The organism is Calidithermus timidus DSM 17022 (assembly GCF_000373205.1).
GTDB lineage: Bacteria > Deinococcota > Deinococci > Deinococcales > Thermaceae > Calidithermus > Calidithermus timidus.
The window spans coordinates 599,424-621,857 of record NZ_KB890687.1 but is presented as its reverse complement, the minus strand read 5'-3'; the positions used below and the strand labels follow the sequence as shown (position 1 = coordinate 621,857).

At 66.5% G+C, this 22,434-nt stretch carries 20 protein-coding genes; 10 read left to right on the top strand and 10 right to left on the bottom strand.

All coding sequences use genetic code 11. The features are described from left to right. Positions 1-4: 4 nt before the first annotated feature. Positions 5-688, bottom strand: coding sequence for a uracil-DNA glycosylase (locus B047_RS0103075; protein WP_018465488.1), 684 nt, complete (start codon positions 686-688; stop codon positions 5-7). Between the two features lie 92 nt (positions 689-780). Then, positions 781-2,346: an acyl-CoA carboxylase subunit beta gene (locus B047_RS0103070; RefSeq protein WP_018465487.1), complete on the bottom strand. Its 1,566-nt coding sequence runs from the start codon at positions 2,344-2,346 to the stop codon at positions 781-783. 84 nt (positions 2,347-2,430) lie between these two features. On the opposite strand from B047_RS0103070, the gene B047_RS17145 reads away from it, so the two are divergent. The 5 genes from B047_RS17145 (at position 2,431) to B047_RS0103045 (ending at position 6,874) form a co-directional block, all read left to right on the top strand. After that, positions 2,431-3,429: a polysaccharide deacetylase family protein gene (locus B047_RS17145; protein WP_018465486.1), complete on the top strand. Its 999-nt coding sequence runs from the start codon at positions 2,431-2,433 to the stop codon at positions 3,427-3,429. Positions 3,430-3,437: 8 nt separating this feature from the next. Then, a complete protein-coding gene (locus B047_RS0103060) occupies positions 3,438-4,442 on the top strand; it encodes an MBL fold metallo-hydrolase (RefSeq protein ID WP_018465485.1) in 1,005 nt (334 codons plus the stop codon). An 11-nt stretch (positions 4,443-4,453) separates the two neighbouring features. Further along, positions 4,454-5,542 carry a RuBisCO large subunit C-terminal-like domain-containing protein gene (locus tag B047_RS0103055; RefSeq protein ID WP_018465484.1) on the top strand — a complete coding sequence of 363 codons (1,089 nt, stop codon included), beginning with the start codon at positions 4,454-4,456 and terminating at the stop codon, positions 5,540-5,542. A 15-nt stretch (positions 5,543-5,557) separates the two neighbouring features. Beyond that, positions 5,558-6,025 (top strand): cupin domain-containing protein, encoded by a 468-nt coding sequence (locus tag B047_RS0103050; RefSeq protein WP_026234527.1) that lies wholly within the window; start codon positions 5,558-5,560, stop codon positions 6,023-6,025. A 138-nt stretch (positions 6,026-6,163) separates the two neighbouring features. Then, positions 6,164-6,874: a thioredoxin family protein gene (locus tag B047_RS0103045; RefSeq protein ID WP_040778874.1), complete on the top strand. Its 711-nt coding sequence runs from the start codon at positions 6,164-6,166 to the stop codon at positions 6,872-6,874. Between the two features lie 10 nt (positions 6,875-6,884). On the opposite strand, the gene meaB is transcribed toward B047_RS0103045, so the two are convergent. The 4 genes from meaB to B047_RS0103025 all read right to left on the bottom strand — a co-directional run bounded on the left by meaB (position 6,885) and on the right by B047_RS0103025 (position 11,881). Next, the gene (meaB, locus tag B047_RS0103040; protein ID WP_018465481.1) at positions 6,885-7,823 is read right to left on the bottom strand and encodes a methylmalonyl Co-A mutase-associated GTPase MeaB; all 939 of its coding nucleotides are present in this window, start codon (positions 7,821-7,823) and stop codon (positions 6,885-6,887) included. Positions 7,824-7,893: 70 nt separating this feature from the next. Continuing rightward, positions 7,894-10,380, bottom strand: coding sequence for an Ig-like domain-containing protein (locus B047_RS17140; RefSeq protein WP_018465480.1), 2,487 nt, complete (start codon positions 10,378-10,380; stop codon positions 7,894-7,896). Positions 10,381-10,486: 106 nt separating this feature from the next. Beyond that, positions 10,487-10,858 carry a RidA family protein gene (locus tag B047_RS0103030; protein ID WP_018465479.1) on the bottom strand — a complete coding sequence of 124 codons (372 nt, stop codon included), beginning with the start codon at positions 10,856-10,858 and terminating at the stop codon, positions 10,487-10,489. Positions 10,859-10,912: 54 nt separating this feature from the next. Further along, complete coding sequence (locus B047_RS0103025) at positions 10,913-11,881, bottom strand: Stp1/IreP family PP2C-type Ser/Thr phosphatase (protein ID WP_018465478.1); 969 nt, start codon at positions 11,879-11,881, stop codon at positions 10,913-10,915. Positions 11,882-12,175: 294 nt separating this feature from the next. Here B047_RS0103025 and aceE point away from each other — a divergent pair, with 294 nt between their 5' ends. The 4 genes from aceE (at position 12,176) to B047_RS16130 (ending at position 17,808) form a co-directional block, all read left to right on the top strand. Further along, entirely contained in the window at positions 12,176-14,938 is a 2,763-nt protein-coding gene (gene aceE, locus B047_RS0103020; RefSeq protein WP_018465477.1) for a pyruvate dehydrogenase (acetyl-transferring), homodimeric type, read from the top strand. 83 nt (positions 14,939-15,021) lie between these two features. Further along, positions 15,022-16,326, top strand: coding sequence for a 2-oxo acid dehydrogenase subunit E2 (locus B047_RS0103015; protein ID WP_018465476.1), 1,305 nt, complete (start codon positions 15,022-15,024; stop codon positions 16,324-16,326). Positions 16,327-16,344: 18 nt separating this feature from the next. Beyond that, entirely contained in the window at positions 16,345-16,926 is a 582-nt protein-coding gene (locus B047_RS0103010) for a 5-formyltetrahydrofolate cyclo-ligase (RefSeq protein ID WP_018465475.1), read from the top strand. Between the two features lie 198 nt (positions 16,927-17,124). Beyond that, entirely contained in the window at positions 17,125-17,808 is a 684-nt protein-coding gene (locus tag B047_RS16130) for an HAD family hydrolase (RefSeq protein WP_018465474.1), read from the top strand. Between the two features lie 56 nt (positions 17,809-17,864). Here B047_RS16130 and B047_RS16125 read toward each other — a convergent pair whose 3' ends face one another. Further along, the gene (locus tag B047_RS16125; protein ID WP_157205787.1) at positions 17,865-18,554 is read right to left on the bottom strand and encodes an MIP/aquaporin family protein; all 690 of its coding nucleotides are present in this window, start codon (positions 18,552-18,554) and stop codon (positions 17,865-17,867) included. A gap of 110 nt (positions 18,555-18,664) precedes the next feature. On the opposite strand from B047_RS16125, the gene B047_RS0102995 reads away from it, so the two are divergent. Then, the gene (locus B047_RS0102995) at positions 18,665-19,102 is read left to right on the top strand and encodes an HD domain-containing protein (protein ID WP_018465472.1); all 438 of its coding nucleotides are present in this window, start codon (positions 18,665-18,667) and stop codon (positions 19,100-19,102) included. 96 nt (positions 19,103-19,198) lie between these two features. On the opposite strand, the gene pruA is transcribed toward B047_RS0102995, so the two are convergent. The 3 genes from pruA to B047_RS0102980 form a co-directional block, all read right to left on the bottom strand. Next, positions 19,199-20,746, bottom strand: coding sequence for an L-glutamate gamma-semialdehyde dehydrogenase (gene pruA, locus B047_RS0102990; protein ID WP_018465471.1), 1,548 nt, complete (start codon positions 20,744-20,746; stop codon positions 19,199-19,201). Between the two features lie 68 nt (positions 20,747-20,814). Then, positions 20,815-21,738, bottom strand: a complete 924-nt coding sequence (locus B047_RS0102985) for a proline dehydrogenase (protein ID WP_018465470.1) — start codon at positions 21,736-21,738, stop codon at positions 20,815-20,817. Next, positions 21,729-22,397: a GntR family transcriptional regulator gene (locus B047_RS0102980; protein WP_018465469.1), complete on the bottom strand. Its 669-nt coding sequence runs from the start codon at positions 22,395-22,397 to the stop codon at positions 21,729-21,731. Before B047_RS0102980 ends, B047_RS0102985 begins: the two co-directional genes overlap by 10 nt. Positions 22,398-22,434 lie beyond the last annotated feature (37 nt).

Here is a 22,434-nt window from a genome sequence, read left to right as displayed (position 1 = left end):
CGGCTCACCCCTTCTCGCTGCTGAGCCCGGCCAGCGCCTTGGCCCGCTCGAGCACCGCGTCGAACATGGGCGCGGTGAGCTTGCCGGTGTTGGTGTTCTGGCGCGAGACGTGGTAGCTGCTCAGGAGCACCCGCCCTCCCAGGTCGTGCTCGAGGCCGTGGGCAAAGGGGTAGGCCGCCTTACGCAGGCGGTGATGGGTCAGCAAGGCATCGTGGGCGATGCGGCCCAGCGCCAGGTAGACCCGCACTTGCCGCAAGAGCGACAGCTCGAGCTCGGTCCAGCTCGAGCAGCTGCGGATCTCCTCGGGCAGGGGCTGGTTGGCAGGCGGGGCGCAGCGCACCGCGGCGGTGATGTAGACGCCGTACAGCTCGAGGCCGTCCCCCCGGTGGCGGGAGAGGGGCTGGTTGGCGAGGCCAGCCCGGTAGAGCGCGGGGTAGAGAAAGTCGCCCGAGGCGTCGCCGGTGAAGGGCCGCCCGGTGCGGTTGGAGCCGTGGGCACCGGGGGCCAGGCCGAAGATCAGGATCTTTGCGTCGGGGTCGCCGAAGCCGGGAACGGGCTTGGCCCAATACTCCCACCCGCGGTAGGCCGCGCGCTTCTCCCGTCCCACCCGTTCGCGCCACTCGACCAAACGAGGACAGCGGTGGCACGTGACGAGTTCGGCGAGCGAAGCGGCTTGGGTGGATTCCACGCACAGCAGTGTATTACGCGCCTGCCATCCGAGGCGAAGGCGAACTCGAGGCCCTGCGCCGCTACGCCCGACGCAACCCCTTAGGCCGGGCCTCAGAGCGGGATGTTGCCGTGCTTCTTGTAGGGCCGCTCCTCCTGCTTGGTGGCGAGCATCTCGAGGTGCAGCGCCAGCAGGCGGCGGGTGTCGGTGGGGTCGATCACGTCGTCGATGTAGCCCCGTCCGGCGGCCACGTAGGGGTTGTCGAAGGCTTTTTTGTACTCCTCGATCTTGGCAGCGCGGGTGGCGGCGGGGTCGGGGGAGGACTGGATCTGCCTGCGGTAGATGATGTTGGCCGCCCCCTCGGCCCCCATCACCGCCACCGCGCCGGTGGGCCAGGCCAGCACCACGTCGGCGCCCATGTCCTTGGAATTCATCGCCAGGTAAGCCCCGCCGTAGGACTTGCGGGTGATGAGGGTGATCTTGGGCACCGTGGCCTCGGCATAGGCGTAGAGCATCTTAGCCCCGTGGCGAATGATGCCCTGGTGCTCTTGCCCCACCCCCGGCAGGAAGCCGGTCACGTCCACGAGGGTCAGGATGGGCACGTTGAAGCAATCGCAGGTGCGGATGAAGCGGGCGGCCTTGTCGGAGGCGTTGATGTCGAGGGCCCCGGCCATGAAGCGCGGGTTGTTGGCCACGATGCCCACGCTCTGCCCTCCCAGCCGCCCGAAGCCGATGATGATGTTCCTGGCGTAGGTGGGCTGAATCTCGAGGAATTCCCCGCCGTCGAGCAGGGTCCGAATGACCGCGTGCATGTTGTAGGGCTTCTTGGGGTCAGGGTTGACCATCTCGAGCAGCTCGGGCGTCTGCCGATCGATGGGGTCGCCGTTGGGCACGATGGGGGGCCGCTCTTTGGCGCTTTGCGGCAGGTAAGAGAGCAGTTGCTTGATCAGGTCCAGCACCGCCTCGTCGCCCTCGGCCTCGAGGTGGGCCACGCCGCTTCTGGCGGTGTGGACCTCCGAGCCGCCAAGCTGCTCGAAGCTCACCTCCTCGCGGGTCACGCTCTTGATGACCTCCGGTCCGGTGATGAACATGTAGCTCGTGCCCTTGCTCATGAGCACGAAGTCGGTCAGGGCCGGGCTATAGACCGCACCCCCCGCGCAGGGCCCTAAGATGGCCGAAATCTGCGGCACCACCCCGGAGTAGATGGCGTTGCGGTAGAAGACCTCGCCGTAGCCCGACAGCGAGTCCACGCCCTCCTGGATGCGGGCTCCCGCCGAGTCGTTGAGCCCGATGATGGGCGCGCCCACCTTGACCGCCATGTCCATCGTGCGGGCGATCTTCTGCCCATGGGTCTTGCCCAGGGAGCCGCCCAGGACGGTGAAGTCCTGGCTGAAGACGAACACCGTGCGACCGGCGATCTTGCCGTAGCCGGTGACCACCCCGTCCGCCGGGGCCTCCACCCCGGCCATGAGTCCGGTCTCGAGGTGTTCGGCGAAAGGCATGAGCTCGACGAAGCTACCCTCGTCGAGCAGGTAGTCGATGCGCTCACGGGCGGTCATCTTGCCGCCTTCATGCTGCTTCTTAATGCGCTCCGGGCCGCCTCCCAGCTCCACCGCCTTGCGGCGCTCCTCCATCTCGGCCAGGAGTTCCTCCATCAGCGCCCTGGTGTTGTCCGCCATAGTGAAGGCATCATACCCAAAGCTGAAGCGGAGCTTATCCCCGCGCGGATGCAACTCGAGGGGTTTTGGTGTTCAATGAAGCCGATGCCCCGTAGGCCCGCCAAGAAGTCCTGGCTCTCCAACCGCCGCGGCTGGTTGGTCGCCCTGGTGGTGGCCCTGGGCGGGTTGGTCATCTACCTCAACCCGAGCGCATCGCCCGCCCCGCGCAGCTCCCAACCGCCCCAGAGCGCCGCTCCCGCGACCCCCAATCGCGGGGTTCCTGTCGATCCCCAGCCCACGCCACCCCACCGCAGCACAAGCCCCCAGCGCACCTCCCCACCCGAGCCTCCCCCTGTCAGCAGAAAAAACACCCCTACCCCCCTGCCCCACTACCCCGAGGCCCGACCCCAACCCGCTGCCCCCTGGGCCGACCTGAAGGTCGCCAACGTCTTCGACCCCCGCATCGTGCGGCGGGTCAAGCCCGCCGGGGAGGCCAGGCCGGTGGCCCTGACCTTCGACGACGGACCCTGGCCCGGCACGACCCCGGCGGTGCTGGAGATCCTCGAGCGCAAGGGGATCAAGGCCACCTTCTTCTGGGTTGGGCGGCAGCTCGAGCGCTACCCCGACCTGGCCCGGCGGGTAGTGGCCGAAGGCCACGCCGTGGGCAACCACACCTACAGCCACCGCAGCGCCGCCAGCGAGCTCGAGGTCGCCGCCGACGAGCTCGAGCGCACCAACGCCCTCATCGAGCAGGTGACCGGGGTACGCACCACCCTCTTTCGGCCTCCGGGCGGGCACCTGGAAAACGGTCTGGCCAAGTACGCGCTCGAGCGGGGCTACGTGGTGGTGATGTGGTCGGCCCTCTCCGGCGATACCGACCCCAAGTACAGCGCGGCGGACATCGTGAACAACGTGCTCAGCCGCGTCCGTCCGGGCAGCATCGTCTTGCTGCACGACGGGGGCGGAGACCGCAGCCGCACCCTGGCCGCCCTGCCCGAGCTCATCGAGCGCCTGCAAGCCGAGGGCTACCGCTTCGTCACGGTGCCGCAGCTGCTGGAATCCGGCGAAGTCGATACCCACCCCTGGGCCACGACCGGCCCTTGAGGAAGCCTATGAGCCTTCGCCCGCAAGTGCTCGGAGCACCCGGCCACGACAACGCCCTCTTCGTCCGGGCGGACCTCGGCCACCGGCTCCAGCGCTTCCTCTTCGACTGCGGCCAGGACTGCACGGCGGATCTCCCCCTGGCCGAGGTCCAGGCCGTGGACTACCTGTGCTTTTCCCACCTACACATGGATCACATCGGCGGCTTCGACCCCTTCTTCCGCGCCACCTTCGAGCGGCCCCAGCCCATCACGGTCTGGGGCCCACCGGATACTGCCCGCATCCTGCACCACCGCTTCCAGGGCTACCTCTGGAACATGCCCGGCAACAGCAGCGGCTCCTGGTTGGTGCACGAGGTTCACCCTGGTCACTTGCACAGCTACCGCTTCGAGCTGCCCGAGGCTTTTACCATCGCCCACGACGAGGGCACCCGCCCCTCGCAGGGCACCCTGCTCGAGACCGAACAGCTCAGCCTCGAGGCCCTGGCCCTCGATCACCGCACCCCCTCGCTGGCCTACCTGCTGCGCGAGAAGCCCAAGCAGCACGTGGACGCGCGGAAGCTGCAAGCCCTGGGCCTGCCCTCGGGAGCCTGGATCAAACAGCTCAAAGAGCCCCTGCCGGGGCAGCGCAGCCTCGAGATCGAGGGCCGAAGCTACGACCTGCAGGCCCTCCGCGCCGAACTCCTGGTCAACGCCCCCGGCGACTCGGTGGCCTACCTGACCGACTTCCGGCTCGACGAAGCCGCCATGTGGCGATTGGTGCTCTGGCTCGAGGGGGTGCAAATCCTGGTCTGCGAGAGCCAGTACCGCCACGCCGACCTCGAGCTCGCCCGCAGGAACTACCACCTCACCAGCGTCCAGGCCGCCCTGCTCGCCAGGGAAGCCGGGGCGGGGGAACTCATCCTCTTCCACCTCTCCGACCGCTACGCCTCGAGGGAGCGCAGCCTGCTGCTACACGAGGCTCAGGCGATCTTCCCCAACACCCGCTTCCCCGAGCACTGGAAGCTCGCGCGGTAGAATTCCCCTTCATGGAGCGCCTCACGGCCATCTACCACCTCACCAGCAAGCCCGAGGACATCGAGGCTCGAGCAGTAGCCCTGGCGACCGAGCAGAGCCTCGAGATGCCCCTTTCAGCCTTGCGGAAAGACTGGGGGGTGCGGGATCTGCTGGGGCGGGTCGAGGGCATCGAGCCCCTGGGGGCAGGGCTTTTCCGGGTGCGGATCACGCTGGCCATCGCGACCACCGCCTTCGAAGCTGGGCAGCTGCTCAACATGCTCTTCGGCAACTGCGCCCTGCAGCAGGACGTCGAGCTCATCGACGTGGAGCTTCCGCCCGCGCTGCTGTCGGCTTTCCTGGGGCCCAGGTTTGGCATAGCCGGGCTGCGCGAACTCGTGGGAGCGCAGAACCGGCCTCTCACCTGCACCGCCCTCAAACCGCAGGGCCTGAGCCCAGCTCAGCTGGCCGAGCTGGCCCACACCTTCGCCCTGGCGGGCCTCGACTTCGTCAAGGACGACCACGGCCTGGGCAACCAACGCTTCGCCCCCTTCGCCCAGCGCGTGCAGGCGGTGAACAAAGCCGTGGAGAAGGCTAACCGGGTCAGCGGATACCGCACCTGCTACGTGCCCAACCTTCAGGGAGGCCCCAAGGAGGTGCTGAAGCAGGCCCGTATCGCCCGCGAAGAGGGCATCCGGGCCGTGATGGTCGAGCCCATGATCCTGGGTCTGCCCTTCTTCCACGAGCTGGTGGCGGAATTGGGCATGCCGGTGCTGGCCCACCCGGCTTTTGCCGGGCAGCGCATCGCGCCGGCGCTGCTGTTTGGTAAGCTGTTCCGCCTGTTCGGAGCCGACGCAGTGATCTACCCCAACTACGGCGGACGCTTCAGCTACAGCCGGCAGACCTGCTTGGAGCTCGCCGACAACGCCCGCAGGGCCTGGGGCCACCTGCGCCCGAGCTTGCCGGTCCCCGCCGGGGGGATGAGCCTCGAGCGGGTGGGCGAGATGAAGGAGGCCTACGGCCCCGACGCCATGCTCCTCATCGGCGGGGCGCTCTTATCGGCGGGGGAAAGGCTGCTCGAGCGCAGCCGGGAATTTGTCGAGAGGGTGGCTTCGCCGGGGTAAACTGTCCTTGGGATGATGGTCAGTAGCAAAGCCAAGCACAAAAGGGCCCACCTGGGCAACCAACGCTGGGACGGGGTGGAGGTGCTCGAGTACAAGGCCGAGGGGTCGGCGCCTTTTCGCGCCGTGACCCGCCAGGTGCTCTTCGAAGACCCCGAGCTGGCCGCGCAGTGGCGCTACTTCGAGGTGGCTCCGGGCGGGCACACCACGCTCGAGCGCCACCAACACGTCCACGCGGTGATGGTGATCCGGGGCCGGGGACGCTGCTTGGTGGGCGAGGAGATCCACGACCTGCAGCCGCACGACCTCATCTCCATCCCTCCCCTCACCTGGCACCAATTCCGCGCCACCGAGGACGAGCCGCTGGGCTTCTTGTGCCTGGTCAACGCCGAACGCGACCGGCCCCAACTGCCCAACGAGCAGGATTTGCTCGAGCTGCGCCGCCACCCCCACATCGCAGCCTTTATTCGCACGGGCGAGCTATAAGATCAAGCCCTCTGGCCCAGGGATAGGGCATGCCCCTGCTCCCGCAACCACTTCTACCCTGCACGGAGATAAAGGGCGCTCCGAGGCGTGTCCTCGCTGACGATTGCTCCCGTGGGCTACCGCTAGACTCAGGACGCCATGAGAGAACGCATGCACCCTCTCACCACGCCCGAGGAGGTGGATCGCTTCATCCACGACCACCCCGTGGCCGCCATCTTCAAGGCCGGAACCTGCCACAAGACCATGCAGGGTTGGGGCAACCTCGAGCGCATGTTGCGCGATCGCCCACAAATCCCGGTGGGCATCATCCGGGTCGTCGAACATCGCCCGGCTTCTAACCGCGTGGCCGAGCTCACCGGGATCACCCACCACTCCCCGCAGGTCATCGTATTCCGCGACGGCCAGCCAGTCTTCGATCTCGACAACTGGGACATCACCCTGGAAAAGCTCGAGCCCCTCTTCCAGCAACACCTCCCCGACGTGAAGGTCGAGCCGAGTCGGGGCCACGGCAGCAACCTCGAGCCCTACAAGCGCCTGCTCGACGCCTACCTCGGCGGTGCGGTGAGCGAGGCGCAGTTCCAGTGGGCCTACCTCAATATGTTCCGCGAGGACGCCTCGCTGCGCTCTCACGAAGAGTTCGATCTGCTCAACGCCCTCTTCGGCAACCCCGACGCACACCACGTTCACCCCGAGGGCGATCCCCTTCAGGACCGAGCAAGCCCGGCACACCGGAAGGCCATCCTGCAGCACGAGCAGCAGAACCCTCCGGCGCTTTCCCTCAGGGAACGGGCCGCGGCCTTGCGGGAGAAGCTAGAGGCGCTCGAGGCCTCAATGGCCGATAGCCGATAGCCGGTCGTACTTAGCCCTCGACCCCCAGCTGGGGGTTACCCAGCAGCCGTGCCGCAGCTTCCTCCGGGGTGAGTTCGCCACTGGCAACCTGGGCGATGAGGCCCTGGCCCTCGCGGGTGCGGCGGCGACCCCACTCCTGGATCACGCTCTCCACCTCGAAGCGGGCCCGCTCGAGCCGTCCTCCCTCCAGCAGGCCGTGCCCCTGGAGGTGGGCATAGTGTCGGTCGATGGCCTCCAGCACTTCGGTGATCCCCTCACCCCGCGAGCCCACCGCGCTCAGCACCGGGGGTTTCCAGCCGCCGGGTCGGGGGGGGGCGAGCTCGAGGGTGGTCTTGAGCTCCTGGATCACCCGCTCTCCGCCGGGGAGGTCGAACTTGTTGACCACGAACACGTCGGCGATCTCCATCACCCCCGCCTTGAAAGCCTGCACCGCGTCTCCGGCGGCAGGGGTCAGGACCAGCACGGTGGTGTCGGCCACGCGGGCGATGTCCACCTCGCTCTGGCCCACCCCCACGGTCTCGAGGAAGACCCGCTCGAAGCCGAAAGCCTCGAGCAGGGCCAGCGCCCCCACCACCGCTCCGGCCAGCCCGCCCAGCGCACCCCGGCTGGCCAGGGAGCGGATGAACACCCCCGAGTCGTGGTAGTGGCGCATCATGCGGATGCGGTCGCCCAGGATGGCCCCGCCGGTGAAAGGGCTGCTGGGGTCCACCGCCAGCACGGCCACCCGTTCGCCGCGCCTGCGGGCTTCCTCGATGAGCCGGTCGGTGAGGGTGCTCTTGCCCGCGCCAGGGCTGCCGGTGAGGCCAACCACGCGGCTGCTGCCCCGACCCCGCAGCTCGCGCAGAAGTTCGGCGCCCGCCGGGTGCCCCGACTCGACCCAGGTGATGGCCCTGGCCAGGGCCCGAAGGTCGCCGGAGATGAAGCGCTCGAGCATGGTCTGCGTATCCATCAGTGCGATTGTACCGTCCCCTCCTCCCATATGCGGGAAGGAAGGCACGCGTACGGCTTATCGCGGAAGCCTAGTAAATCCGCAGGTTCTCGAAGCCGTTGTCTCCCGCTCCCACCGAGCAGTCGTACAGCCCTACGCGGCCAACGCCGATGCGCTGCTCGTCGGCGGTGAGGGGGTGATAGAGGATGGGCTCGTCGCCCACCCACACCGCCACCCAGTCCCCGTCGCTCCAGAGGGTGGTGGCGTTGGTGGTACCGTGGCGAAGGGTGTCCTGCATGTTGATGCGCCGCCAGACGTACTCCGAGCGACCCGCGGGCTTGAGCCGTACCTCGACCTCGGTCGAATCCTCGCCCTGGCTGCCGTCGCGGAACTGCATGGCCACCAGGTAGCTGTCGGGAGGACCGGAACCGGCCCCACCGCTCAGGACTGCCGGGCCGGTGAAGGCGATGGTGTTGGGCGGGGTGCCCTGGTAGATGCTGGTCTCGAGCTGCACGGTGCTAGCGCTATGGGGTACGGCCTCCATCAGGCAGTCGGTGAGGGTGCTGCTGGCTTTGGCCCGACCCGAAGCCAGGCTGAAGGTCTGCGTACCGAAGACGTGCTCCCAGGTCTTGCCCGCGTTGCTGCGGCCCGGCAAGGAACCCGATCCGTCGAACTCATCGCTCCAGGTGGGGCTGCTGGCCTTGGGCGCGTTGGGGGAGTCGATCTTGAGCTTGGTGGGAATGGGCGCCTCGCGCTGGTGGGCGAAGAAGCGGCTCACCGCCGAGTCGCCGTCCCCCTCGAAGCCCAGGCCCACGTTCTTGAGGCTGCTGCGGGTGCCGTCGCGGGCGATGAGCGGATCGCGTCCCTCCAGCCAGGCCCAGATCTCGCTCCCCTCCAAGCGCACTTGCACGTCGTAGGTGCGGTTGGGCTCCAGGCTTTGCGAAGCGGTCTCGTTGAGCACGCTGAAGCTACCGCCGCTGACGCGGTAGATTTGCAAGCCACTTCTGGAAAAGCGTACGCCGTGGTAGTTGTTCGCGTCCTGAACGCGCAGCAAGAGGTCGACGCTCTTGGGGGCTCCCCCGGTCTTGATGCGGGCACCCAGCAAGTAGGGGGTGCTCGAGCCCACACTCACATATGCCCTGGCGGGGGCGCTCGAGAGCGCTTTGAGCCCATCGGCAGTGCGGGTGATCTCCCCGGTCAAGGGGTTCCACGGCTGGCCGGTGCTGGCGCTCCCACTCAGCACCCCCGAACCGGTGCCGGTCTCGGCCAAGAAGGCACTGAGCCACCAGTTACGGTAGCCCGAGTCGTCGATCTTGAGGCGGGGCACCACCAACGGGTGCGAGTAGCTGCCGTGGTTGTGCAAGCCAAAGTACATCTGCTGCCCGGTCCAGCCCGTACTCATCCCCAGCAAGCGCATGTTGGGATAGGCTACCCCGCCGGGCACCCCGCCCATGTCCACGGCGTAGAAGAAGGCCCCCATGTCGTTGACGATGGTGACAATCTGGCGGCGGGCATGGCGGAAGCTAACCCGGTCGCCCCGCAGCCCTCCGCCCACCCCGAGGTAGTAGCCCCCCAAGCCACGGCCCTCGTAGCCCAAGAACACGGCGTTGGAGTTGACGTAGGGGTTGGTGGGCGCCGAGGTGGAGAAAAAGCCCACAGCGAAGCCCTCGCCGACGTTGCTGGGCAACTGGATGTCCCCAGGGCTGAGGTCTACCACCGCCCCCAGACCGGTGACGCGCTCGAGGGCGCCCCGGCTGTAGCTCATGCGGCCCCAGCCCGCGCTTTCCGGTCGCGGCATCACCAGAAAGCTGTTGCGCTGCGCCATCTTGCCCTCAGCGTCGTTGCCCAGGACCTCACCCCCGATCACCGTTCCCGCCGCTTTATCGCTGTCGAAGCCCTCGTCCACCTTGCCGACGATGACGGTGGTCTCGGTCACGCTGAGGCTGGCCGAGCCCGCTTTGCCCAATTCGGCCTCACTGGCCCGAATCTGAGCCGTCCCCGGCGCAACTCCTGTCACAATCCCCGAGCTATTTACGCTGGCGATGGCCGTGTCCGAGGACGACCAGGTGAAGGCGAAGGCGGGGTCGTCGATCTGGCTGCCGGAGGCGGTTTTGGCTATGGCGAAAGCCTGGGTGACTTCGCCCGCTTCGATGGCGCTCTTGGCCAGGGTGACTTCGATGTGGTCGAGCACCTTCAGGCTCAGCTCGACCTGGTTCTTCTCCCCGGCGACGATCTGCTGTTGCGTGCTGCCCTTGGCCAGTACGCTGCCTTTCCCATCGGCCTGGTCGTAAGCCTTGGCCACGAACAGCGCCTGGCCCACCGGGGCCTTGATGCGGCCTTCGGCGGTGGGCTTGTTGAGGATCAGGGTGTCGTAGATGGCCTGGCTGTCGGCAGGCCGCACCGTCACCACGATGCTCTGGGCACTGGGGGGTATCTCCTGGGTCAGGGATTGGGGCCACAGCACGCGGATCAAGGCGGTAGCGGAGGGGGTTGGGGAAGTGCAGGCTGCGAATAAAAACACCAGCCCGGCCAGGGTCAGGCTGGTTTTGCGGCGGAATAGGAGGGCAGTGGTCCTCATGGGCCGCATTCTAGTGCGGCCATGGATGAGGGGAGCAGCAGAAATGGTTAAGCCCGGCCACCGCGCCCCCGCCCTGCCCGGAAGGCGATCGGTGTCAATGGCCCCCCTAGATCACGGCGATGCAGGCCACTTCCACCGCTACGTCGCGGGGCAGGCGGGCGGCCTGCACGGTCACGCGGGCTGGGTAGGGCTCGCTGAGGTACTGGCTGTAGACCTGGTTGAAGGCGGCGAAGTCGTTCATGTCGCGCAGGAAGCACGTGGCCGAGACCACCTTCGACAGCGAGGAGCCGGCGGCCTCGAGCACGGCCTTGAGGTTGCGCATGACCTGGTGGGTCTGGGCGGCGATATCGCCGTCCTCGAGGGTGCCATCGGGCCGCAGGGGGATCTGCCCCGAGCAAAACACCATCCCACCCGCCACGATGGCCTGGCTGTAGGGACCGACTGCCTGGGGAGCCTGATCGGTGTGTACTTTTTTCATGCCCCCTAGCTTACCTTCAACGCCTTGCGTTTAGCCATCAGCGGCTTCAGGACCTCAGGGAGCGCTCAGCCTACCCGACCCGAACTGGCTGTAGAGCACGTAGGCCAGCAGGCCACCCCACAGCAGCAGCAGTAGCCAGGTGCTCCAGCGCTGCCAAAAACCCCTGGGTCTTTCCGGCTCGATCACCTGGGTGGTGACCCCCTCGGGCTCCTGGCCCAGTTGCAGGCTAACCGGCCCCCCCTTGGCCGCCTCGACGGCCAGCGCATAAGGCCGCTGCTGCTGGGGGATGTGCGGCCCCACCGCCGCCACCACAACGCTGATGTTGTCGGGGCCGCCCCACTCGTTGGCCAGGGCGATGAGGCGGGGCACGGCCTGCTCGGGGGGGTAGTTGCGCAGAACCTCGGCGATGACGGGGTCGTCGAGCACGCTGGTCAGGCCATCGGAGCACAGCAAGAACAAGTCTCCGGGCTCGACCTTGAGGCCGATGAGGTCCACACGCACCTGAGGAAAGGAGCCCAGGGCGTTGGTGATGACGTTGCGCCAGCGGTGGTTGCGGGCTTCGGCCTCGGTGAGCACCCCCTGGCGCACCCGCTCGGCCACCCAGGAATGGTCGTTGGTGAGCTGGACCATCTCGCCCTTGCGGTAGAGGTAGGCTCTCGAGTCGCCCACGTGCCCCAAGAGGGCGTAGGGCAAATCGAGCCAGAGGGCGGTAGCAGTGGTGCCCATGCCGCGCGACTCGGGCGCTTGCCCGGCACTGTAGATCTCGCGGTTGGCAGCTTCAAAGGCCTTGACCAGGTTCTGCGGCGAGGGCAGGTCCTGGCGCAGGTTGACGGCAATGTGATCGACGGCCAGCCTCGAGGCCACCTCCCCGGTGCGGTGTCCCCCCATGCCATCGGCCACAACGAAGACCCCTCCGTAGGGGGTGAGCTCATAGAGGACGGCATCTTCGTTGAGGTCGCGCTTGCGTCCGGGATCGGTCTGGGCGGCTGCCAGCACCACCGGAGCGCTCTCGGGTCTCGCCATATCTATGGGGGATTATACGGTTGGGAGCGAGCGTCGTGGAGCGAATTTGAACGTCCGGCGACACCGCAGGGAGCAAGATAGCGCGTCGGGATGAGCGGTGAGCCCTAAGCAGTCAGCCACGGCTCGTGGTGAAAGGCCCCCCTCTCACCAATGGGAAGGGGGTATCCCCCAGCCCTCCTTGCCAAGGCGTCTTGCGTTCAGCCATCAATCGCATTTCATTCAACAAAAAATATTTTTCGCACACCATCTCGAGCCCGACTTCAAGGTGTAATCTGAAGCTTGGGAGAAAGCAAAATGATAACCGACCTAGAGCTGATCGAAGCACGGGCCAGGCTCTCGGCTGAAGAGCAAATCAGCCTGGAGGATCTGGAAAGCAAAGAATGGCTCGAGTCCCTGGAGTACGTGTTGCGCACCGCCGGGCGCGACCGGGTAGTGGCACTGGTGGAGGCCCTCGAGCGCTACGCCTACAAGCACGGGGTGATGCTGCCCTACAAGCTGCGTACCCCCTACATCAACACCATCCCCGCCGACCACGAACCCCCCTACCCCGGCGACCTCGAGCTCGAGCAGCGCATCGCCAACATCCTGCGCTGGAACACCATCGCCATCGTGCAGCAGGCCAACAAGAAGGCCGAGGGCATCGGGGGGCACATCGCCACCTACGCCTCCATCGCCGAGCTGATGGAAGTGGGCTTCAACCATTTCTTCCGCGGGCCCGACGCCGGGATGGACCGCGACCTGGTGTTCTACCAAGGCCACATGTCGCCCGGAATCTACGCCCGCAGCTTCCTGGAAGGGCGTTTCAGCGAGGATGACTTGGCCAAGTTCCGCCGCGACCTCACCCCGGGGCCGGGCCGCGTCGTCACCAGCTACCCCCACCCCTGGCTGATGCCCGACTACTGGGAGTTTCCCACCGTCTCGATGGGCCTGGGACCCTTGCAGGCCATCTATCAGGCTCGTTTCATGCGCTACCTGGAGGACCGGGGCCTCAAGCCCAGGTCCGACGCCAAGGTCTGGGCCTTCCTGGGTGACGGCGAACAGGACGAGGTGGAAACCCTGGGTGCGTTGCGGGTAGCTGCTACCGAGGAACTCGACAACCTGATCTTCGTCATCAACGCCAACCTCCAGCGTCTCGACGGCCCCGTGCGCGGCAACTCCAAGGTGATCCAGGAGCTCGAGTCGGTTTACCGGGGCAACGGCTGGAACGTGATCAAGGTGGTGTGGGGAAGTGCTTGGGACGAATTGCTGGCCAAAGACACCGAGGGTGTGCTCTTAGAGCGTTTCGAGCAGCTCGTCGACGGTGAGAGCCAACGCTACGCGGCCTACGGGGCCAAGGAGCTACGCGAGAAGTTCTTCAACACCCCCCAGCTCAAGGCCATGATCGAGGGCTATACCGACGAAGAGCTCGAGATCCTCACCCTCTCGCGCGGCGGGCACGATAAGAAGAAGGTCTACGCCGCTTACAAGGCGGCCACCGAGCACCGAGGCAGCCCCACCGTGATCATCGCCCGCACGGTCAAGGGCTATGGCCTAGGGCCTACCGCCCAAGCCAAGAACGTAGCCCACCAGGTCAAGAAGCTCACCCTCGAGGACCTGCGCGAGGCCCGCGACTTCCTGGGCATCCCCGTCTCGGACGAGGACCTCGAGAAAACCCCCTTCTACCACCCCGGCCCCGACTCGCCGGAAGTGCAGTACATGCTCGAGCGGCGCAAGGCCCTGGGCGGCCTGATCCCCGAGCGGCGGGTCAAGGCTGCCCCCTTAAACACCCCCGACGCCTCCTTCTTCGAGGAGTTCTACGCCGGGAGCGGGGGCCGCGAGATCTCCACCACCATGGCCTTCGTGCGCATGCTCACCAAGCTGGTGCGCCACCCCGAGGTGGGCAAGTTCATCGTGCCCATCGTGCCCGATGAGGCCCGCACCTTCGGCATGGAGGGCGTGATCTCCTCGGTGGGCATCTACAGCCCCAAGGGCCAGCTCTACGAGCCTGTAGACGCGGGAACCGTGACCGTCTACCGCGAGTCCAAGAGCGGTCAGCTTCTGCAGGAGGGCATCAACGAAGCCGGGGCCATGGCCAGCTTCATCGCCGCAGGTACCGCCTACGCCCACTACGGCATCCCCACCATTCCCTTCTACATCTACTACTCGATGTTCGGGCTGCAGCGGGTGGGCGACTTGGCCTGGGCCGCGGCCGACCAGCGCACCAAGGGCTTCTTGCTGGGGGCTACCGCCGGGCGCACCACCCTCAACGGCGAGGGGCTCCAGCACGAGGACGGCCACTCCCACGTGCAAGCCCTGCCTATCCCCAACCTGCTCGCCTACGACCCGGCCTTCGCCTACGAGCTGGCGGTGATCCTCGAGGACGGCATGCGGCGCATGTACAAGGAGGGCGAGGACATCTTCTACTACCTCACGCTGATGAACGAGAACTACCCTCAGCCCCCTATGCCCGAGCCGCGGGAGCAGACCCGCGAGGGCATTCTCAAGGGCCTTTATCTCTTCAAAAAGTCAGAGCTCAAGCGGCCCAAGGCCCGCGTGCAGCTGCTGGGCAGCGGCACCATCTTGAACGAGGTCATCAAGGCCGCCGAGGTGCTGGAGGGCTATGGCGTGGCCGCCGACGTGTGGAGCGTGACCAGCTACAAGGCGCTGTACTACGACGCCATCGAGACTGCCCGCCGCAACCGGCTCAACCCCCAGGGCATCGCGTCAGCGACCGGCAAAGCCGCAAGCCCCACAGCCAAGCCCGAGAAGCCCTACGCCGCCCAGATGCTCGACCCCACCGAGGGCCCTATCATCGCGGCCAGCGACTACATGAAGGCCCTGCCCGACCTGATCTCGGGCTACCTCGAGCGCCCCATCCACAGCCTGGGCACCGATGGCTTTGGCCGCAGCGACACCCGCGAGGCGTTGCGCGATTTCTTCGAGGTAGACGCCAAGTACATCAGCGCGGCTGCCCTCTCGGCCCTCAAGGACGAAGGAAAGCTCTCCGCCAAGGCCGTGAGCGAGGCCTTCAAGAAGCTCGGCATCGAAACCGACCGGGAGGCGCCGCACAAACGCTAAAGCAGCGCCCTACGCCTTAGGTCGTCTGCTCGAACCCAGGATACCTAAGACGTAGGGCATATGACGCGACTGAAAGGAGCACTATGGCTACCGAATTGAAATTACCCGAGCTGGGCGACAACGTTGCCTCCGCCGTGGTGGTGGGGGTGCTGGTCAAGGAAGGCGACAGGCTCGAGGCCGGAGCGCCCTTCCTCGAGCTCGAGACCGATAAAGCCGTCATGGAAGTGCCCGCCCCCTCCGGGGGCACGGTGGAGAAAGTGCTGGTCAAACCCGGTGACGAGGTCAAGAGCGGTCAGGTGGTGGTGATGCTGGGCGACGGCGCCTCGGCACCTGCCCCCACCCCCGCGCCCGAGGCGGCCAAGCCCGCCGCTGAAGAACCCAAACCCGTAGCCCCGGCCCCTCAACCCGCGCCCACCCCGACCCCGGCCAAACCCTCCAGCCCACAGGCTGTCCCTGCCCAGCCCGCCGCAACGCGCAGGCTGATTCCGGCCGCCCCCTCGGTACGCAGGCTGGCGCGGGAACTGGGCGTGGATCTGCTGCGGGTTGTCGGGTCAGGCCCGGCCTACCGCATCTCCGAAGGTGACGTGCGCCGCTACGCCGAAGGCGGCGCGGCCCCTGCGGCTTTAGCCGGTGCCCCCGTTACCGTCCCCGCCCCCACCCTACCCGACTTCAGCAAGTTCGGTCCTACCCGCCGCGAGGCCATGTCGGGCGTCCGCCGGGCCACGGTGCGCTCGATGACCCAAGCCTGGAGCACCATCCCCATGGTCACGCACTTCGACCAAGCCGACGTGAGCGAGATAGAAGCCCTGCGTAAGAAGTACGGGCCCAGGGCCGAGAAGAAGGGCGGCAAGCTGACCATGACCGCCATCCTGCTGAAAGTGGCGGCGGCAGCTCTCAAGGCCTTCCCCAAGTTCAACGCCTCCATCGACACCAGCGCCAACGAGGTGGTGTTCAAGGACTATATCCACATCGCCGTCGCCGTGGACACCCCCACGGGCCTGCTGGTGCCGGTGATCCGCGACGTGGACAAAAAGGGTGTGATCACGCTCGCCGTCGAGCTGGGCGAGGTCGCGGCCAAGGCTCGAGACCGCAAGCTCGCCCCCGAAGAGATGCAAGGCGCGAGCTTCACCATCTCCAACCTCGGTGGCATCGGCGGCAGCGGCTTCACCCCCATCGTCAACTGGCCCGAAGTCGCCATCATGGGCGTCTCCCGCTCGGAGATACGGCCGGTGTGGGACGCCGAAAAGGGCAGCTTCGAGCCCCGGCTGATCATGCCCTTCAGCCTCACCTACGACCACCGCCTCATCGACGGCGCCGACGCCGCCCGCTTCTGCCGCTTCGTCGCAGAGATGCTGGAAGACCCCTTCCTGCTGGGCTTTGAAGGCTGAGCCATCGGTGGATTCCCCTTGGAGCTGAACCCCAATGACAAGAGGGCGGCTGCGCTGCCCTCTTCCTCCTCGAGCAAGGCCGAATGGCGCAGGTGGGCCAAGAGAGCCCGCTCGAGGCTCTCCATCCCCGCGCTTTCCCAACAGATGAGCGCCCACCTGGCCGCGCTGTTGGCTCGGCACAAGGTGCAGCATGTCCTGCTCTACAGCGCTTTCGGCCACGAGCCCGACCCGGCTGGGGTAATGGAAGCTCACCCGGCGCGCTACTACCTGCCCCGCACCGAGGGATTGGAATTGCGGGTTCATCCCTTGCCCGCGCCGTTGGTCAAGCACCGCTACGGCTTCCTCGAGCCCTCCCCCACCGCTCCTCAGGTCGAGCCCGGCGTGCTCGAGGCGGTGGTGCTGCCGGGGTTGGCTTTCGATCTGCGGGGATATCGGCTGGGCTACGGGCAGGGGTTCTACGATCGCTTTTTGCCCACAGTCCCCCAAGCTCTCTGGATTGGATTCATTCCGCAGGATTTGATCGTAGCGGCGCTGCCTATCGACCCCTGGGACCTGCCCGCGCACTACCTGGTCAGCGAGCAGGGCGTAACCGCTTGTTAGCCCCGCATAAGCTAGGGCGACCCCCACGGCTTACATCGCTGAAGATACGCCCCAGACAATACAAGGGCAACACCCACAACCTATAGGTTGGCTGCCCCTCTCAAGCCCCAGCACTTGGGTAAGCCCCCTTACCAGATAACGCCTCCCCTTGTCAAATCTCACAGCGGGGGGTAATTGCGTGCCCCTAGACTGGCCTGGATGGTCATACGTGGCGTACTCTTCGATCGTGATGGGGTTCTGCTCGAGCCCAACGATGAAACCTACGACCACTTCGTGCACTGGCTGGCCAGCTACGGGCCCACCCCCAACCAGGTGATGCGCGAAGTCAGGCGGGTGTCGGAAAAGCAGCTCGAGAAGATCCGCAACCTAGAGATAACCACCCCCGAAGCCGAGAAGCAACACTGGCTGGAGTCTGCCCAGAGCCTGCTGGACAACCTGGACATCAGCTCCAAGGGGCCCACCCCACAGGAGATCGCGGTGCTGTGGCCGTACTACCGCTTCCTCAAGCCGGTGCGCGGCGTAGCGCGGGTGCTGCGGGAGCTACGCAGCCAGGGCCTGGTGCTGGGGGTGCTGTCCAACGCCCTGCCCTCGCTGCGGGAGAGCCTGGCCTACCACGGTCTGGACCTGAGCTTCCAGCACTTCTTCGCCTCCTGCCGCATGGGGGTCGCCAAGCCCGACCCCAGGGCCTTCGAGATGGCCGTAGCCCAGATGGGCCTGACCCTAGGCGAGGTGATCTACGTGGGGGATAACCCCCACCACGTTGAAACGGCACGGCGGCTGGGGATGCCGGCCTACTCGATGCAATCGCAGGGAATCCCCGATCCCCGCAACAGTCTTCACCTGCTGTGGCAGCTCGAGGACCTTTTGTCACTGGTTTCCTGATCGCCTCACGAATCGACGGGAGGCTGCCCAGCCTCCCGTCACGCTTTGCCGTGGCTTCAGGGCGAAGATCGGTCTGAGCTGAGGTCCACGGGTAACTCGGCTTCTTCCTTGTCGTCGGTCATGTAGATCTGGGTGTAGAAGACGGCCGCGATGGCGGTCCCCACCAATGGCCCCACCCAGTAAATCCAGTGGTCGGCCCAGCTCCCGCTGATGAGAGCCGGGCCCAGCACCCTAGCCGGGTTCATGGCCGCTCCCGAGATGGCCCCTCCGGCCATGATGGCCATGACGATGGTCAGGCCGATGGCGAAGGCCGCCACCGGCAGCTTCTGGTGCAGCGCTGTGGCGAAGATCACCAGCACCAAAAAGAAGGTCAGGACGATCTCGGCCACCAGGCCCTGCGGCGCGCTGAAGCCAAGCCCCACCGCCGGAGTGCCCTTGGCTACTGCCTCGCTGCCATACAGGCCCGCCAGCAAGGTTGCCGCAGCCAGCCCACCCAGGAACTGGCTGACCCAGTAAGCGATGGCCGGGCCAAGCTTGATGTTTCCCGTGATCAGCATGCCAAAGGTCACTGCCGGGTTGAAGTGCCCGCCCGAGGCGTGACCTACGGCCAGGATCATTAGGGCAATCGCCAGACCAGGGGCCAGGGCCACCACGATCAGCTCCCCACCCTCGGTAGCGTGAATGGCTCCAACCCCAGCGAAAACCAGAGCAAAAACCCCGATGAACTCCGCAATAAGCGCCTTCATCATCTCCTCCGGGTTAGTTCGTCACCGAATGGTGGCGAACTAACCGAATCTGGTATTACATCACAGCGGAACTATATCATGGGAGCGTGATCAGGCGATTCCGTCGGCTGATGCGAGCTTTTCTGCCCTCGCTGTGCCAGCCGGACGACGCCTGGGCACTCGAGCGCCTTTCCCCCGAGGAAGCCCCGCTCTACCGGGCCATGGACGCACGCGACCGCGAGCACGCCCTCGAGGTGGCGCAAACCCTGCTCTCCCGCCACCCCGACGCCCCGGACTACGCGGTGCGGGCCGCCCTGCTCCACGACAGCGGCAAGGCCTCGAGGCCCTACTACCCCCTCGAGCGCATCCTGGTGGGCCTCTACAGCCCGAAGGTCCCCGCCGAGCCCCTCAAGGGTGGCCTCTACGGCGCCTGGCAGGTGCGTCAGCACCACCCGGAGTACGCCGCGCGGCACATCCGCGACGAGCGGGTGGCCGCGATCGTGCTCGAGCACCACCGCCCCCAGAGCCTGTGGGGCAAGCGCCTGCACGAGGCCGACCAGGAATTCTAGAGCACTTCCCACGAATGCCGCCTACAGCGGCCTCGCGTGGTAAATGTGGGAGCGCAATAAGCGCCAATGGTCCATGGCTCGCGGCGTTTGGCGTGATCAGTAGCGCTCGGTGACGCTCTTCATCTGCAGGAAGTTGAGCAGGTAGTCGGGGCCGCCGGCCTTGGTGTCGGTGCCGGAGAGGTTGAAACCACCGAAGGGCTGCACGCCCACCAACGCACCGGTGATCTTGCGGTTGAAGTAGAGGTTGCCCACGTGGAACTCGCGGCGGGCCCGCTCGAGCCGCTCCCGGCTGCGCGAGTAGACCCCACCGGTGAGGCCGAAGCGGGTGCCATTGGCAACCTCGAGCGCGGCGTCGAAGTCGGGGACGCGGATCACCGAGAGCACCGGGCCAAAGATCTCCTCCTGGGCAATTCGGGCATCGGGGGATACGTGGTCGAAGACGGTGGGCTCGAAGAAGTAGCCGCTGCCCTCCAGGCGATGGCCGCCCAGCACCAGCTTACCCTCGTCCTGGCCGATTTCGAGGTACTTCCCGATGGTGTTTTCCTGCTGGGCGCTGGCGACGGGCCCCATGTCGGGGTTCTCCTCGGCGGGGCCCACCCTGAGCTTTTGGGCTCGTTCGACCACGCGCTCGACCATCAGGTCGGCCACCTTGTCCACCACGATCAGGCGGCTGGCCGCGCTGCACTTTTGCCCCTGGAAGCCGAAGGCGCTCTGCACGGTGCCCAGCGCGGCGGCCTCGAGGTCGGCGGTTTCGTCTACGATGATCCCATCCTTGCCGCCGAGCTCGAGGAAGACCCGCTTGAGCCAGATCTGGCCCGGCGCGAGCTTGGCGGCGGCCTCGTTGATCTTCAGGCCCACCTCGAGCGAGCCGGTGAAGTTGATGAAGCGGGTCTTGGGATGAGCCACCAGGTAAGCCCCCACCTCGGCCCCCTCACCCGGCAGGAAGTTGACCACCCCCGGCGGGAACCCGGCCTCCTCGAAGATCTCAAAGAGCTTGGCTGCGATGATCACAGTGTCCTCGGCGGGCTTGGCCACCACGGTGTTACCCACCGCCACCGGGCCCATGATCATGCCGCAGAGGATGGCGATGGGAAAGTTCCAGGGCGCAATCACCAAGCCCGCACCCAGGGGGATATAGAAGGCTTCGTTGTCCTCGCCGGGGAAGGGGGCCACGGGCGCGCCACCCGCGTATTTGAGCGCTTGGGTCGCGTAGTAGCGCAGGAAGTCGATGGCCTCGGCCACCTCGGCGGCGGCCTCGAGGTAGTTCTTGCCGATCTCGTAGACCAGCCAGGCCTCGAGTTCGCGCTGGCGACGCTTCATGATGTGTGCGGCCTTCATCAGCAGGCGGCTGCGGTCTTCCTGGGGCCACTTCTTCCAGCTTGCGAAGGCCCTCCAGGCGGCCTCGAGGGCGGCATCGGCCTCGGCGGCGGAAGCCATGGCCGTAGTGCCCACCACCTGCGCGGGGTCGGAGGGGTTGGTGGAGACTACCTTGCGCGCGGTGTCCACCTTCTGCCCACCGATGATGAGCGGGTAGTGGCGGCCCAGTTGGGCCTTCACCTCCACCAGCGCCTTGTGCATGGCGGCCAGGGGCTCGGGGGTCAGGAAGGTCTCTACGGGTTCGGGGCGGTAGGGTTCGGGGGTCATGATCAACTCCTTTGGGTCGTGTCGAGGGCTGAGGACCGAGGGTCAAGGCGTCTTTCGTCAGGCATCGCTCACCCCTGCACCAGGCTGCGGGCCACGAAGATCAGGTTCTCCGGGCGCTCGGCGATTCGGCGGGAGAGGTAGGGGTACCAGTCGGTGCCGTAGGGGACGTAGGCCCGTACGGTATACCCCTCGGCGGCGAGCCTCTTCTGTTCGTCGCGGCGCACGCCGTAGAGCAGCTGAAACTCGAAGCGCTCCTTGCCGATGCCTCGCTCAGCAGTCCAGCGCTTCATCTCGGCGATGATGCGGGGGTCGTGGCTGGCAATGGCGGTGTAAAGGCCGTGCTCGAGGGCCTTCTTGGCGAGCAATAGGTACTGGCTGTCGATGATGCGCTTGTCTTGGAAGGCCACCTCGGCGGGCTCCTTGTAAGCCCCCTTGACGATGCGCACGGCGGGCTTGAGCGGCAGCAGTTCCTCCAGGTCGCGCTCGGTGCGCTTGAGGTAGCTCTGCAACACCACCCCGGTGTTGTCGAAGCCCCCCTCACGCAGCCGTCGGTAGACCCGCAAGGTGGCATCGACGCGGGGGCTGTCCTCCATATCGATGCGCACGAAGCATTCGACCTTGCGGGCTTCGGCCAGGATATCGGCCATCAACGAAAAAGCTAGGTCTTCGGAGAGGTCGAGACCTAGCTGGGTGAGCTTGAGCGCCACGTAGCGCGGGTAAGGTCGAGCGCCCAAGGCCTGGACCAGCCGGATGATCTCGGCCTGGAAGCCGCGCGACTGTGCCTCGGAGGTGACCATCTCGCCCAGCAGGTCTAAGATGGCGTGCACACCGTCACGCTCGAGCGCATCCACCGCCGCCAGGGCTTCTTCGAGGGTATCCCCAGCCACGAAGCGGCGCGAGAAGTTCTTGCCGCGGGTCATGACGAGCTTCTTGAAGGTCTCGTTCTGGGCGATAGCCAACACGAACGAGCGGTAGCTTTGGGTTAGGTCCACTCTTTTCCTCCCTGCCGCTGGGCGGCCTCGAGCACGATCTCCATGAAGTAGAGCACGTGGGCCCGGGCAGCCCTTGCGGCTTGCTCGGCCTCGCGCTGCTGAAGGGCTTTGAGGATTTGATGGTGCTGCTCGCGGGTCTTGGGGTGCTGGGAGAGGGTCTGCTGGTGCGCGCGCACCAGCGCCAGCCCGGAACGCAGGTCCTGGTAGATCCGCGCCAACGTGCGGTTGTGGCTGGCCTCCATCAGCAGGCTGTGGAACTCGAAGTCCACGCGCATCTGCTCGGCGTACTCCTCGGCAGGGATGCGGTCGAGGGTTTGCAGCCGTTCTTCCAGGGCCTCGAGCTCGGCCCTCGTGGCGTTGAGGGCCGCCAGCCGGGCCCCCTCGGCCTCGAGCAAGGCCCGCACCTCGTAGACCTCGCGCACCTCCTGGGGCGTGATCACCCGCACACGGGCCCCCCGGCCCGGCGAGAGTTCGACCAGCCCCTCCTGGCTCAGGCGCTGCAGGGCCTCCCGCACCGGCGTGCGGCTGATGCCCAAGCTCTCGGCCAACCCCGGCTCGGAAATGCGTGTCCCCGGCGAGAGAATCCCGCTCAAGATGGACTCACGCAGGTGCAGGTAAGCCGCCTCGCGCACCGAGCTGGGACGCTGAAATTCGGTCACGTGTATACTGTATACACTTTTCGGGCGGAGCGCAAGC